This is a genomic window from Salinarchaeum sp. Harcht-Bsk1 (assembly GCF_000403645.1).
Lineage (GTDB): Archaea > Halobacteriota > Halobacteria > Halobacteriales > Salinarchaeaceae > Salinarchaeum.
Map to the genome: position 1 here is coordinate 1697719 of NC_021313.1, position 15240 is coordinate 1712958.

General features: G+C 66.8%; 10 protein-coding genes. 7 read left to right on the plus strand and 3 right to left on the minus strand.

The window, feature by feature from the left end; all coding sequences use genetic code 11:
* Positions 1-160 precede the first annotated feature (160 nt).
* The 6 genes from L593_RS07660 (at position 161) to L593_RS07685 (ending at position 10965) form a co-directional block, all read left to right on the plus strand.
* Positions 161-3259, plus strand: a complete 3099-nt coding sequence (locus L593_RS07660; RefSeq protein ID WP_020446375.1) for a hypothetical protein — start codon at positions 161-163, stop codon at positions 3257-3259.
* 185 nt (positions 3260-3444) lie between these two features.
* The gene (locus L593_RS07665) at positions 3445-6441 is read left to right on the plus strand and encodes a hypothetical protein (RefSeq protein ID WP_020446376.1); all 2997 of its coding nucleotides are present in this window, start codon (positions 3445-3447) and stop codon (positions 6439-6441) included.
* Between the two features lie 58 nt (positions 6442-6499).
* On the plus strand, positions 6500-7240 hold the full coding sequence (locus L593_RS07670) for a GNAT family N-acetyltransferase (protein WP_020446377.1): 741 nt from the start codon (positions 6500-6502) through the stop codon (positions 7238-7240).
* A gap of 476 nt (positions 7241-7716) precedes the next feature.
* Positions 7717-9378 carry an Hvo_1808 family surface protein gene (locus L593_RS07675; RefSeq protein ID WP_144060728.1) on the plus strand — a complete coding sequence of 554 codons (1662 nt, stop codon included), beginning with the start codon at positions 7717-7719 and terminating at the stop codon, positions 9376-9378.
* Positions 9379-9457: 79 nt separating this feature from the next.
* A complete protein-coding gene (locus L593_RS07680; protein ID WP_020446379.1) occupies positions 9458-10636 on the plus strand; it encodes a redox-regulated ATPase YchF in 1179 nt (392 codons plus the stop codon).
* Between the two features lie 116 nt (positions 10637-10752).
* Complete coding sequence (locus L593_RS07685; RefSeq protein WP_020446380.1) at positions 10753-10965, plus strand: DUF2892 domain-containing protein; 213 nt, start codon at positions 10753-10755, stop codon at positions 10963-10965.
* Positions 10966-11009: 44 nt separating this feature from the next.
* Here the strand turns inward: L593_RS07685 and L593_RS07690 are convergent, their stop codons facing one another.
* The 3 genes from L593_RS07690 to L593_RS07700 are packed head-to-tail and all read right to left on the minus strand — an operon-like array spanning position 11010 to position 14317.
* On the minus strand, positions 11010-12725 hold the full coding sequence (locus tag L593_RS07690; RefSeq protein WP_020446381.1) for a TrkA family potassium uptake protein: 1716 nt from the start codon (positions 12723-12725) through the stop codon (positions 11010-11012).
* A 57-nt stretch (positions 12726-12782) separates the two neighbouring features.
* Entirely contained in the window at positions 12783-13754 is a 972-nt protein-coding gene (locus L593_RS07695; RefSeq protein WP_020446382.1) for a homoserine dehydrogenase, read from the minus strand.
* The gene (locus tag L593_RS07700) at positions 13754-14317 is read right to left on the minus strand and encodes an ACT-binding domain-containing protein (RefSeq protein ID WP_020446383.1); all 564 of its coding nucleotides are present in this window, start codon (positions 14315-14317) and stop codon (positions 13754-13756) included. The genes L593_RS07695 and L593_RS07700 overlap by 1 nt, the downstream gene beginning before the upstream one ends.
* Before the next feature lie 339 nt (positions 14318-14656).
* Between L593_RS07700 and L593_RS07705 the strand changes: the two genes are divergently transcribed.
* The gene (locus L593_RS07705) at positions 14657-15211 is read left to right on the plus strand and encodes a maltose acetyltransferase domain-containing protein (RefSeq protein WP_049893967.1); all 555 of its coding nucleotides are present in this window, start codon (positions 14657-14659) and stop codon (positions 15209-15211) included.
* Positions 15212-15240: the final 29 nt, after the last annotated feature.

Sequence of the window (15240 nt, forward strand, 5' to 3'; positions counted from 1 at the left end):
CCTCACCAGCCCCTCCGAACGGAAGTTGGAACGCATAGGAATATAATGAAATTATAGTGAAAATGGCCATGATGTAAGTGGTAACAAGTAGGTATTATTTGGCTAATATTAAGTTAACGGCTGAACAAGCACTTCGAACATGAATAAACGCCCCCGCACGTTGGAACCAACGAACGCCGATTCGTCTGGCGATCGGCTGCGGGGGCAGTCCGACGTCATCGCGATCGTCCTCTTGCTCGGCATGATCTTCATCAGCGCGACGGCCGTGATCCTGATGGGCGGCTTCATGGTCGAAAGCGTGCAGGATCAGTCACGCCACGACCTCGCCGTCGACAGTGCAGTCCAGACGCACCAGCAGATCGCGGAGGCGCTGGCGAGTGGCGAGGCGAGACGACTTTCGGTTACCGACGCGGTCGACGTCCAGGTCAGGACGACCGGTTCGATGCGGGTCGAGATGCGTAACGCTGCCGGCGCGGCGTGCTCGGGCACGGTTTCGAACGTCAACCCCGTCGAGACGGATCTCGGATCGATCGTCTACGACACGCCAGAGGGGGAAGTAATCTACGAGGGTGGCGCAGTCTGGGAACGGACCGATGCCGGGTTGTCGGTGCGGCGGAGCCCATCGATCAGCTACGACGGTGACACGGCGCGCATCGCGGTGCAGAGTGTTTCAACCAACGCCACCTCCCTCGATGGCGAGATCGCACGACCCGACGAGCGGCTCCAGCGGGCGCTGGCCCGGAACACGACGCGGATGCTCCGGGAGTGCCCCAGCAACGGGTTCACCGAGGTGAACATCTCGCTCACGAGTCCGTACCACGAGCTCTGGGCCCAGCACTTCCACCGGCAGGTCGACACGACACCGAACGTCACTGTCTCGACGAGGGGCGACACCGTCTTCGCAACGATCGAGAACGCGACGACGGCCCACGCCTCTCGAGGACTCCGGTTCGACGGCTTCCACGCTCCACGTGTCGTCGGGCCGAACGGTCCGGCGCCGTTGCCCAATCACTTCAACGTCACTGCGTCCGTCACGAACGACGACTTCCGCCCACGCAACGCGACCGTCGAACTCGTGATAGACGGAAACGTCTGGACGAGCAGCGAGTTCGAGGTCCCGACGACCGGCAACGTAACCACGAGCCTGCCAGCATCGCCGCTCCACCGGCAGGCCGATCTCGTCAACCTACTGGGACTCCAGCCCAGCCAGAGCCATCCCTACACCGTCCGATTGCTGGACGACGACGATGACGTGGTCAGTACGACCACGGGACGGTTCTTCCTCGAGGACGGTGGGGGCGGCAACGTGACGTTCTTCGACGACAGTCACACGCTCTCGAACGGCGAGCGGACCCTCAGCGTGAACGCAACGCTCATCAACACGTTCCCCTCGAACGCGACGGGCGAGACCGTCGAGTTCCAGATCACCGACGAGGACGTCGACATGCCGTCGCCGGTCACTGCGCCCCTCGACGTTCCCGCGTACGGCGGCACCAAGGAGATCTCCTTCGACGTCAACGTCTCGAGTCTTCCAGCGGGCACCTACGACTACCAGCTCCGTCATCGCGGCGTTACGCTCAACCGGACGTTCACCATCTCGACCCTCTCGGGCAGCGGGACTGTCGTCGGCGACCTCCGGGTGGAGTCGATCGACCCATCCGCGGAGTACGTCACCGTCGGCGATCCGTTCAACGTCAGCCTCCAGCTGTACAATACCGCGCAGAACGCGACGACCGCCGACGTCTCGCTCGATCTGCCGGGCGACGCAAGTCTGAGCCAGCAACAGTCCGTACAGATCCCCGGCGGTGACCGCCGCACGGTCACGCTCGAGATCCCCGCCAATGACGTGGACGATCTCCCGACCCGACAGAGCCACGACTACAACGTCACCATCGAGCACGGCAACGACGAGCAGGGGTTCCCTGGAAGCTTCGTACTGCTCTACCCCGGCTCACACTTGCTGATCGAGGAGAACTCCACGACGCGGATCGGCGACGACCGCTGGATCAACGTCACGCTCGCCAACCACGGTATGCAACCGAACGGCGACAACGTGACGTTCTCACTGTACGACGCCGACACCGGCGACCTGCTCGGCAGCACGGTCACCGACGAGATCAGTCTGGGTCGCGCGAACGCCACGGTACTTCCGTTCCGTCTGAACGAATCCAAACTCGGTGGATCCTACGAGTACGAGGTCGTGTACGGCTCCAATCCGCGTGGCGTCGCCACCGGCGAATTCACCGTTGACGGGACGAACCTCGGCAACGGTAACGTCTCGATCACCACGCCTGGGAACGGTTCGGTCACCGTGCTCGGGACGGAGGTGTCTGGCTACGACGACGGGTACTGCTGGCAGGATTGGTTCGGCAACTGGGACTGTACCCCCTCGGAGAAGCAGTGGTCTCCGATTACGGTCTCGACCGTTCTCGAGATCAACGGCACCGAGAACGCGAACCAGTTCGTCAATCACGCGAACGACGACCAGTACACCCACGACGAGCACAATCTCAACACGTTCGACACCCAGACGGACACGTTCACGTACGATTGGTCGCTCGACGAGGGCGAGACCGCGAATCTCACCGTCCGCTCGCGTATCTGGTCGCTCACGACCGGCGGCTACCAGCACGTGCACACGCGGAGCGACAACGACCCGTCGACGCCCGACATCCACGACGAACACCCGCCGGAGAGTGCGTGGGACTCCCCGGCACGGGTGGTCGACGCCAGCCAGGGCTCCAACGTCGAATCGGTCCGCGTCCTCGGAAACGGTGACGCGGTGCCGAACGTCAACGCCGCCTCCGACGACCAGCGCAGCGCCGCCGAGGTGCTCAACCAGGGTGCTGCGGATCGCGTCCACCCCAACGGAACGCTCGACCTCGGCCCCAACGAGGCCATCTTCCTCTTCGAGATGACCGACGACCCCGCCAACTACGGCGACATGTGGCAGGCTGCACACAACACGAACGGGGACCCGGACTACAACGACGTCATCACACTGGTGAGTTTCAACCCCGACAACCCCGGCGACGTTCAGTTCCACATCGGCGATCACTCGCTCTCGATCGGACCGGCGCCGGACGATCCCCAGAACGTCAACGACACGGGAGAACAACAGGTCAACGTCAACGGAACCACGCAAGGCCCCGGATCTGGCGGCGCACCCTCGCCACCGCAGCCACAGAACCCCGACCCCGGTAGTCCGTCCGAACCTGACGAGGTCGACGTTGACGTCGGCGGGATCGTGATCGGGTAACCCCCGCTGGATCGGCCTCGCTGGCGAAGAAGTTGTAGTCAAACTGGAGTGGGTCAATTGCCGTCGGTATCGAGACCACGTATTCCTCATTTTCCATCCAAAATTGCCGCTGAAGACTATTTTCATTCGAACTGTCTCGGCCCGTACAATACAGTTATACGCCCTGAGTCCTAAATTGCAGTCCCATGAGTAGGAGATCAGGTGCGGGCGGCGGGACCGAAGCGCGAACCGCCCGGCACCGGGGCCAGTCCGAGATCATCGGGCTGGTCCTGCTGCTCGGTGCGATCCTCATCGGGGCCTTCCTGACGATCGCGATCGGCGGCATGGCGCTCCAGTCGGTCCAGGAGAACGCACAGGGAGGGCTCACGCAGGACACCGCCCAGCAGGCGCACGCGGCGCTCTCCGAGGCGGCGGTCACTGGCGATCCCCAGGCGATCCCGATGGGCGAGGGCCCGGTCGACGGTCGGCTCGTCGACGGTGGCACGCTCACGATCTCGATGCACGACGGGCCGGACACCTGTTCGAGAGCGGTTCGCGAAGAGCTCGGCGCGCTCCGGTACCAGGGTGGCGATCGTGCGGTGATCTACGAGGGCGGTGCGATCTGGGCGGAGACCGAGGCTGGGCTCGCGGTCGATCGCGCACCGCCGATCAGCTACGACGGTGGGACGACGCGCATCTCGGTGCTCTCCGTGTCGGCGGCCACGACGACCGACGACGGGCAGCTCGTCGCGCGACCGAACGAATCGGCGCGTCGGCGGCTCGCAGAGGAGACGTCCTCGCTCCTGACGGTGTGTCCCGCCCGGGACTACACGGACCTCCGCATCACCGTCTCCAGCCCCTACAGTGACGGCTGGGAGCGTCACTTCGAGCAACGGGTCAACACGACGTCGAACGTCACCGTCACTCGCCTGGACGACGACACCGTCCAGGCCACGATCGAGAACGCCACCGAGCCCCGCGACTTCGATGGACTCGCGATCCCGTACGTCGGAGCGGCCGTTGCAGTGTCGCCCGGCGAACACTTTACGCCGGAGGTCCACGTCGCGAACGGCAACTACTCCGCCACGACCGGCACCGTCGAACTTCGGATCGACGGCACGTCGATAACCCGAACTCGGCCCGTCTCCGTCGACGCCTTCGACGTCAACCGGAGCACGAGCTTCAACGTCTCCTCGAGTACGATCAACGCGTCGTTGACCGTCGGCGAGACCTACAACTACACCGTCGCCGTTCGGAACGACACTGGAACGACCGTCGACGCCAGGAACGGCTCGTTCGTGGCCGGCACCCACGGCCCGATGGTCCGGCTCACGAGGCTGAACGAGACGATGGACACAAGTGAGCAACAGCTCACGATCGGGGCGGCCCTCCGGAACTACGGGCTCCAGAACGGCACGGGATCGGTCACACTCGAGTTCACCGATCCGGTCGTCGCGGCACCGAACCGGACGGCGAGTGGTATCCGCGTCAACGGCACCGGGACGACGACGGTGGGCTTCCAACTCGACGTGGGTTCACTCCCCGTCGGCCACTACGAGTACGCGGTCCACGGCCCCAACGGGACGCTGCACTCGGCGTTCGTGATCGGCAACCGCACGGAAACGACGCCGATCGCGGGCGACCTCCGCCTGCGAAACGTCTCGACCGCCGGCACGACCGTCACCGAGGACGACGCCTTCACCGTCGATACGACCGTGGAAAACGTCGGCGGCGACCCCACGAACGGCGGGGTGGCGTTCCGACTCGAGGGCGGCCCCAACGCGAACGTCCCGGTCAGTCTCGACCCAGGCGAGCTGGGAAGCAACTCATTCTCCCTCTCGCCGAGTCAGGTGTCGGCACTGGAGACCGGCGAGACGCACGAGTACGAGATCGAACTCGCCTCGGGCAACGACACCGAGACGGTGACGGGCGCGTTCTACCTCGGCGAGTCCGGGAGCGCGCTCGGCGTCGAGGCACTGAACGCGACGCAGGACGACGGCACCGTCACGGTCGACGCCACGCTCGACAACGACGGCCTCGCGAACGCTACCGACAACGCGACGCTGACGATGTACGAGGCGAACGGCTCCGGCGATCAGGTAACGTTCGCCGAGACGCCGACGCGGACGGTCTCGGTTCGCTGGGGCGCGACGAAGACCGTCAGCTTCCAGTTCGACGGGAGTTCCCTCGGTGGCAATTACACGATCTCCGTCGACTACGGCAACGAGACGGGGAGCGACGTGGTGAACCTCGGCGCGCTCGAGGGGGGCGACGGGGACGTGGCGATCAGCGGCGCCGGGAACGGCACCGTGCGCGTCCTCGGAACCGAAGTCTCCGGCACCAACGACTGGTACGACAGGAAGTACTGGGCCCCGATCAGCGTGACCTCGGTCCTGACCGTCGACGGGAGCCAGTCCCACCACACCTTCACCAACGACGAGACCGAGGATCCGGGCAGCCTCCACACGCTCACCAACCTCAACTCCTACGACACGCAGAACGCGACCTACTCGTACGACTGGACCCAGGAGGCAGGAGAAACCTCGACGCTCACGGTCGCCTCGACGCTCTGGTCCCGGTCGGGCCCGTGGGAGTACGCCAACACGCGGACCTACGGTGGCGAGACGTGGGAGGACTACCAGGCGGAGGCCTCGGCCTACGACGACGCGTACAACGAGGTCAACGCGAGTTCCGGTGACAACCCGTCGAACGTCCGCGTCCTGCTCGACGGCGACGACGTCCCGGGGGTCCACGCGGCTGGCGACCAGCAACGCAGCGCCGCGGAGATCCTCAACCAGGGTGCAGCCGACAGGGTGGACGACGACGGAACGCTCGACCTCGGGCCCAACGAGGCCGTGTTCCTCTTCGAACTGTCCGATCGGACGGCGACCTGGGCGGAGGCAGACGACGACCCGGGGGAGGACCCCGATTACAACGACGTCATCGCGATCGTCGAGTTCGAGACGCCCGACGGTGCCGTCCCCGTCGATATGGAGGTCACGGACGACGGCACCGGACTCGTGATCGGTTCGCCCTCGGTCACCGCCCCGTCGAACACGACGATATCGCCGGGGAGCATCACGAACAGTTCGAGTTCGGGGGCGCCGGACGTCTACGCCCCCGGGGCGAACGGAACGCTCCCCGGCGGCCCGACGCCGCCTGAGGACGTCGACGTCTCGGTCGACGTGGTTACGCTGGGTTGACCTCGAACTGTGCTAATCGTCACCAACCTATATGTGCGTGTGACGCTATCACACGGTCATGACGCTTCGCCGGCCCCTTGAGTTCGACCACGACGATCGCAAGTCGATCTACGAGTACGTCGAGGAACACGGCGCGGTCGATCCCGACGTAGCGCAGACCGACTGTCTGCCGCACGACGCCGGCGGGTTCCGGCACCACGTCGCGATCCTCCGGCGCAACGGCTACCTCGCGCGGACCGACGACGGCCACCTCGAGGTCGCCGTGGACTCCGACGAGACCGAGGAGGAGTACGACCGCGAGGACCTCTCCTTCCGGGTGCGGCCCGCACGCCAGGCCGACCTCACCGGGATCGTCGGTGCGATGCGCCAGGTCGTCGAGGACGGCAGGTACATCGTCGCGGAGTCGGTGGCCCAGGAGGTCGATCACGACCAGGCACTGCTCCGGCACAACGAGATCGAGTCACGGATGTTCTTCGTCGCGACCGTCGACGACGAGGTCGTCGGATGGGTCCACCTTCGCTCCCCGGAACTGGAGAAACTCGCTCACACGGCCGAGCTGACCCTCGGCGTCCTCGAGGAGTACCGCGGTAACGGTATCGGCAGCCACCTCCTCCAGCGCGGGCTGCAGTGGGCGGCGAGTCGCGGGTACGAGAAGGTGTACCAGTCGCTGCCGGCGACGAACGAGGAGGCGATCGCGTTCCTGGAGGAGCACGGCTGGGCGATCGAGGCGGTGCGGGAGGACCACTACGTCATCGACGGGGAGTACGTCGACGAGACGATGCTGGCGGTGGAGCTCTGAGAAGGGAGGAGTTGTGTCATCCTTGGCTCACACTCTTTTGTGAACCAGAACATACCATTGTAACCAGGGTACTCGAATTACTGCCGATATCTCCGCACCGCCTGGTGGCGCTGAAACCGCACTGACAGATACGACTACCCCCCGAGTGGATTGAAGCAATAAGATACCTGTGCTGGCTGAATGCTACACGTGGCTACCCACAAAGTAGAATCATCGGCCCGCACATTCCGGGATTCCCCTCGAGCTTGATCGGAATAAATTCGATTGCAGGGGGAATGATTTCTGCCATATGCGCCAGGCTGTCGTACATTGCCGGTTCCATGCACTTCAGTATCCATGAATTAAATACTTATATCTTTCTATATTTGAATGATAGTATTGTTTACTTTCCCGCCCCTCGTGTGAGTGAAAGTCGGGTGACTACTTGTCCGCAACTTGGCGACGGCTATTTCCTCCAGCGTTTCTACATGTACAACGTGCCCTTCCAAACGACGCACGTTCGCTGGCTACTGATCGCCGTGCTCGCGGTCGCTGCCATCGGATTGCTCGGTGGGGGCGTCGCGGCGAGTGACGCTGCCACGGGCGTCACGACAGCAGAAGCGACACAGGACGGCGAGGATCCGCTCGTGGCCTCCTGCGCCGCCGAGATGCCATCGGACTACGCCGACCCCGCGGGCGGCACGTCCGGGACGATCGGCTGGGTCGACGGCTACTGGTACGACGAACCGATCGACGTCACCGCGAGCGACGGGCTCTCAGAAGCCGAACTCGAGCGGCTGACTGCCCGAACGTCCGCCCGCGCCGAGGCGTTGCGCTGTCTTACTTTCGAGGAGGTCCCACCGGTCGAGGTCGTCTCCCGCGAGGAGTACGCGAACACGACCGGCGAACAGTTCGCGAACGTCTCCGCCGACGCCCGCCGGTTCGACAACGCCATGCTCTCGACGATGTTGCTCGTCGGGCAGACGAACGACTCCGTCGGCGTCCGCGAGGATTCCCGCTCTCAGACCGTCGCCGGCTACTACAGTATCGAGGACGATCGGATCGTCGTGATCGAGCAGGAGGGAACGGGCTCGGCCGTCGACGAGACCGTACTCGTCCACGAGGTCGGCCACGCGCTCCAGGATCAGCACTTCGACATCCAACGTCCGTCCAACGTGACGATGGACCGGGACAACGGCCTGCTCGGACTGATCGAGGGCGACGTCTCGTGGCTCGAGAACCAGTACCTCGACCGCTGCGAGGCCGGTCGCTGGGCCCAATCCTGCGTGACCCTCGAGTCCGCCGGCGGGAACGGTACCGGTGGCTCGGGCGGAGCGAGCGCCAGCGCGCCGCCGAACTGGGGGCTCTACCTCGAGCAGTTCCAGCCCTACAGCGACGGCCCGACGTTCGTCCGGTCGATCTATCGGGAGGGCGGCTGGGCGGCCGTGAACGAGACGTACGCCGACGTTCCCCGGAGCGCGCTCTACGTCATCTCGCCGGAGACGTACGGCGAGGTCGAACTCGTCGAGCCGGAAATCACGAACGACAGCCGGGGTGACTGGGAACGGCTGACGGTGCCTGGTGCACCGGCCGACGAGCGTCCCGGACCAGCAGGCATCGGCGGGATGGTGATCGCGCCCACGTACGAGACCAGCGGCGCCCGGAACGTCGTCTCCCCGATGGGGATCCTGAACTACGGCCCCGACGGGAACGTGTCCGACTTCGATCCCCTCAACTACGACCAGCCGCCCGTGGAGGGCTGGCGCGGCGGCCGGATGGCCGTCTTCGAGCGAGGCAACGGCACCGCGACCGTCTGGCGGACCGCCTGGACCGACGGCGAGGAGGCCCAGGAGTTCGCCGACGCCTACGAGCAGTTGCTGGCCATCCACGACGCCGCTGCGGTCGAGGGTCGCGAAGGCGTCTTCCGGTTCAACCAGTCGAGCGACCACTCGGGGGCCGTGGCGATCGTCGTCGAGGGCGACCAGGTACGGATCGTCACCGCGCCCTCCGTCGACGCGCTCGAGGACGTGTCGCCAGCACTCCGGAGCGGCGGGGGCGGTGGAAGCGGCGAGGGGCTCCCGGTCCCCGGGTTCGGGATCGCTGTGGCGCTACTGGCAGCGATCGCGAGCGCCGGGCTGCTCGTTCGCCGCCAGCGCTGAGGGCACCGTCGCTACTCCGCCGCGACGTCGCCGCCCCACGAAGCGAAAGGCAGTTGCCCGACACGGGCAGAGACGAACCATGCTGACCGTCGCGCTCGCGGGCAAGCCCAACGCCGGCAAGTCCACGTTTTTCGAGGCCGCGACCCGCGATCCCGTCGAGGCCGCCAACTACCCGTTCACCACGATCGATCCGAACCACGGCGTCGCCCACGTCCGGACGCGGTGTCCCTGCCTCGACCGCGAGGAGCGCTGTGGGAACGACACCTGCCGAGACGGCAAGCGGTACGTGCCGATCGAACTCCTCGACGTGGCGGGCCTCGTCCCCGGCGCTCACGAGGGCCGCGGGCTCGGCAACCAGTTCCTCGACGAACTGACCAACGCCGACGCGGTGATCGCGGTCGTCGACGCCGCGGGCGCGACGAACGCCGAGGGCGAACCCGTCGAGGTCGGGAGCTACGATCCGGTCGAGGAGGTGGACTTCGTCGAGTCCGAACTCGTCGAGTGGCTCGCGGACATCCTCGATCGCAACTGGGAGACGATCGAGCGCCGCTCCCGCTCGCCAGACTTCGACGTGGACGACGCGCTCGCGGACGTGCTGACCGGGTTCGGTGCGAGCGAGGCCGACGTCGCCGCCTGTCTCCGCGCGATCGAGTACCCCGACGACCCGAAGCACTGGGACGACGAGGATCGCCACGCCCTCGCCGAGCACCTCCGGCGGGAGACGAAGCCGATTCTCGTGGCCGCGAACAAGATGGACGTCGCGCCAGCCGAGCACCTGGAGCGACTGCTCGACCTCGATCGGCCGGTCGTGCCCACCACGGCGGAGGGTGAACTGGCCTTGCGCAGGGCCGCGGAGGCGGACCTGGTCGACTACGACCCCGGCGACGATGACTTCGAGATCGTCGGCGACGTCAGCGACGAGCAACGCGGCGCCCTGGAGGACCTGCAGGACACCGTCCGGACGTACGACGGCACCGGCGTCCAGGAGGCACTGAACGAGGCTATCTACGGCATGCTCGATCGGATCACGGCCTACCCCGTCGAGGACCAGAGCAAGTGGACTGACGCGACCGGGACGGTGTTGCCCGACGCGCACTTGCTCCGCCGCGGCGCCACGCCGCGGGACCTCGCCTTCGCGGTCCACTCCGACATCGGCGAGGGCTACCTGCACGCCGTGGACGCTCGCTCCAGTCGTGACGTCGGCGACGACAAGGAACTGGAGGAGGGCGACGTCGTCAAGATCGTCAGCACGGCCTGACGCGCCGGCAGCGGGCCCTCGGACGGTCGATCCGGCGCTCGACGCTCCGACGAACCCGTGGCTCCGGGAGTGGCCATTATGTGCGTCGCTCGCCTAGTGGTACGTGGTGACACACCATGAACAAGAACGTCGGCGGGCTCGACCGGTCCGGGCGCATCGTCGTCGGAATCATCGCCGTCGTGGCGGGCGTCGCGGCGTTCGCCGGCTCCCTCGCGGTCGGCGCAGTGATCGGGGCGGTCGCGCTCCTGGTGGGTGCGATCCTCCTCGTCACCGGAACGACACAGCGGTGCCCGATCAACCAGGCGGCGGGCATCGATACGACGAAGTGAGCAGCGGCGCCGTCCGTCGGTTCGGACGGTGACGGGGGAACTACCTACCCGACCGCCCGCTCGAACTCCTGGATCGCCTCGTCGCTGCCCGCCACGAGGACCTCGTCGCTCTCGACGACTTCGATCCCGGCGTCGGTCCGGACGCCGTCGCTGCGCACGACGCCGACGACGGTCCAGCCCCGGTCGCGCCGCTCCCGGAGTTCGCCGAGGGTCTCGCCGACGAACGCTGCGGACTCGACGCGGACGATCCGGAGCTGGCTGGCGAAGTCGACGACCCGCTCGCCGTACACCTCGTTGGCGACGAGGCGGGCGCAGACTCGCTGTACGGAGAGCACGTAGTCGGCGCCGGCGCGGAACGCTGGGGCGGTCTTTGCTGCGTCGGTGACCCGCGCCAGGATTTCGACGTCGGGCGCCAGCGAGCGGGCCATCGCGATTGTCAGGAGCGCGCTCGCGTCGTCGTCGACGGTGACGACGAGCGCGGAGGCGTCGTCGATTCCCGCTGCCTCGAGCGTCCCGGGCTCCGTGACGTCACCGACGACGTCGGGCTCGCGGGATTCATCTTCGTCGATCGTCGTCGCATTTGCCGTTGCTGGCAGGACCTCGACGGCGCTTCGGCCACCCTCACCCAGCCCTGCGACGACGATCCGCTCGTGGCGGGCCGCTTGCGGCGAACTGACGCCGCCGACCTCGCCGACGAGGGCGTCGATCTCGTCCTCGGGGCCGGCGACGACGAGAACGGCGTTCGGGGTCAGTCTCGCGTCGGGCGCCGGCGGCACCTGCAGGTGACCGTCGAACCAGCCGGCGACGAGGGTGAGCGACGGGTGCGCAGCGAGGGGCGACTCGCCGACGAGCACGCCGTGGAGCGGGCTGTCCCGGCGGACCAGGATCTCGCGAACGCCGACGCCGCTCGTTGCCGACGGGGCCTCACCACCGGCGTCTCGCTCGCCGCCGACGTCCTCGCTCAGGCGCTCGCCGCCTGGCCCTCCATCGATGGAGACTGGCGTCGTGGCCTTCTCCGCGAGGCGCCTGCCGATCAGGGCGTGCGGTGCGACGCTGCGATCAACGCCGACCTCCGCGAGTGCGGCCGTCCGCCGCGCCGACTCGGTGAAACTCACGACCCGGAGGTCCTCGTTCATCTCCAGCGCGGTCAGGACGACGCTCGCGGTCGCGTCCCCGGCGTCGGTGATGAGCAGGCTGGCCTTGCGGATCGTCGCGCGCTCGAGGTCCTTCGCGTCCTCTGGATCGCCGTTGATGGCCTGGTAGCCGTCGTCGGAGAGGCGCTTGGCTTCTTCCTCGTCGGACTCGATGAGGACGTAGTCGACGTCGAGCGTCTCGAGTTCGTCGAGGAGCACCCCGGTGTCACGCTTGTACTCCGCGACGACGACGTGATCGCGTTTGGGCGTGAGGCGGTCGTCGAGGTTGAGCGGCGTCTGTTCGAACAGCGGTATGACGAGCACGCGCAGGGTCGCGAGCCCGATGAGCACGCCCGAGAACTGCATCGCCACCATATAGAGGTTCATCCACGGGCTGTCCCAGGGCGAGTCCGCCCCGTACCCCGTCGTCGTCATCGTCTCGACGACGATCTGCAGGGAGTGGAAGATCGACCGCGGGCGGTCCTCGAGCGTGCGCATCCCGAGGTAGTAGAAGACGGTGTAGAAGAGCACGACCGACCCGATCGCGATCGCGAGCAGACCCACCAGTCGCTGGCGCTTGGTGAGGTTGCGAGGCGTCAGGTCGCCGAACTCCGTGAGCGATCGCATGCGCGGTGCCGCCATCCACTTGCTCCGCGATCGCCCTAAATGGTGGCCTACAAACCGCTACTCCAGCCGCCCAACGTCGGCCAGTACCGCCGTCGCGGTCTCCGGGCCGCCGGCACCGCGCCCGGAGATGTTCAGTCGACCGGCGTGCTCGGTGTCGATCTGGACGATGTTCCGGGTACCCGTGACCGCGAGCACGCCGTTCTCGGGGACGAGCCGGGGTCCGACGCGGACCGTGTCCCGGGTGGCCTCGCCGATCAGGCGGACCGTCCGGCCCTCCTCCTTGGCGAGTTCGAGCGCGGAGCCGGGCACGTTCCGGATGCCCTCGACCTCGGCGTCGGACAGCGAGAACTCCGGCTCGCCGCCGGTGAGCACGTTCGCGAGGATGACGCACTTGAGTGCGGCGTCGGTGCCGTCGACGTCGAAGCTCGGGTCGGCCTCCGCGACCCCGAGATCCTGGGCCTCCGCGAGTACATGCTCGTAGCCCAGACCCTCCGCGGCCATCCGCGTCAGGACGAAGTTCGCCGTGCCGTTGAGTACGCCGCGGGCGGCCTCGACGGTCTCCGGGCCGTAGTCCTCGATCGTGGAGATCGCCGGGATCGCGCCCGCGACCGTCGCCTCGAAGCGAACGGTCCCCTCGCTTGCCGCTTCGAGGGCGCGAAGGTCCGCGTACCGTTCCGCGACCGGGCCCTTGTTCGCCAGGACGACGTCCCGATCCGCTTCGAGCGCGGCCTCGCAGTGACCGAAGCCGGGCTCGGCGTCGTCGAGCGTGGTTGGAGTGGCCTCCACGAGCGCATCGTAGTCGGCCGCGAGCGCGTCTTCGGGATCGGCGTCGCCGACGACCCCCTCGGAGTCCTTGCGCTCGAGGACGGCCGACGCGTCGAGCGCGTCGTCGCTGCCTGCACCGCCGCTGCCGCCGGCCACCGCTGCGCTCCGGGAGTCAGCGACGGCGACGACCTCGTGGCCGTACTCGCCGGCGAGTTCGACGACGGAGCGCCCGACTGCGCCGGCGCCGAGGACGGCGAGACGCATCAGGCGTCACCTCCGCTGTCCAGTTGCGGTTCGATCACGTGGAGTTCCTTCTCTGCGGCGACGTCGCGGACGGTTTCGAGCACGTCCTCGGTCCGGTCGGCGGACGTGGCGATCCGCAGCCGGGCGCTCGAGACGTCGTCGGTGCCCTCCGGCGCGGAGAGCGCGAGGTCGGTCACCGACGCGCCGGCGGCGGTCTGGATCCGGTCGAGCGTGTCCGAGAGGTCCGTGTCGATGACGTGCCCGACGAGCAGCAGGGTGAGTTCCTCGCCGTACTCCTCGCGACCGGCCTGGACGACGTTCATCCCGGCCTCGCGAAGCGCCTGGACGATCCGCTCGAACTGCTCGGGGTGGCACTCCAGGTCCACCTCGACGGGAATCTGTCCGCGCGGCGTAATGTTTCCCCGCTCGTGGAAGATCGAGAGGAGGTTCCCGCCGTTGTCGGCGATCGGCTGGAGCGCGTTGAGGAGTTCGCCCGGTTCGTCCGCGAGTTCCAGGCGCACTGTGTAGGCACCTGTCTGGCCCCCGTCGGGCGTGGCTTCCGGTTCGATCTGCTCGTCGGTCATCGCGCCACCTCCGAGGGGCCTCGTCGTGCCATCTCGCATGCGACTGTGCCGCCAGCCTGCTTAAGGATTGATACTCCACCTTTTTCTCGTCGCGGGTCGCGAAACGACCCGCTCCTCGAAAAACGTGGTCTTGCCGAACGAAGTGAGGCAAGGCTCGTCAGAGCGGAGTTATGACGGTGGCGAAAAGCCGCCTGTGCCCTCCGCCACCGCACGCCGGACGCTTCCCGCTCTGGCGGTGGGTGCGCTCGCATTCACTCCTTGGGCCATCATCCCCGCGAAACGAACGGCCAAATGACCGCCAGCCGAGCACGTATCCGGCTGGAACGGTACGCAAACGCCATGAGCGAGAAGGAGAAGATGATCGCGGGGGAGCTGTACGATCCGACGGACCCGGAGCTCCGCGAGGACCACGAGCGCGCCCAGGAACTCACTCGGGCGTTCAACGACACCGAGCCTGACCAACACGATCGCCGCGAGGCGCTCCTCCGCGACCTCCTCGGTACCGTCGGCGACAGCGTCTACGTCACGCCGCCGTTTCGCTGCGACTACGGCTACAATATCCACGTCGGCGATCGATTCTACGCGAACTTCGACTGCGTCTTCCTCGACGTCTGTCCCATCGAGATCGGCGAGGAGTGCATGCTCGGGCCGAGCGTCCACGTCTACACTGCGACGCATCCACTCGACGCCGAGGAGCGGACCTCCGGCGTCGAGTACGGCAAGCCGGTGGAGATCGGGGACCAGGTCTGGATCGGCGGGCAGGCGGTGATCAACCCCGGCGTCACGATCGGCGATCGGGCAGTGATCGCCTCGGGCGCGGTCGTCACGGAGGACGTCCCCGCCGACGTGGTGGTGCAGGGGAACCCCGCCGAAGTCGTGCGGGAGATCGAGTGAGTGGATCGCCGACCGCCGTCGCGTCGCCG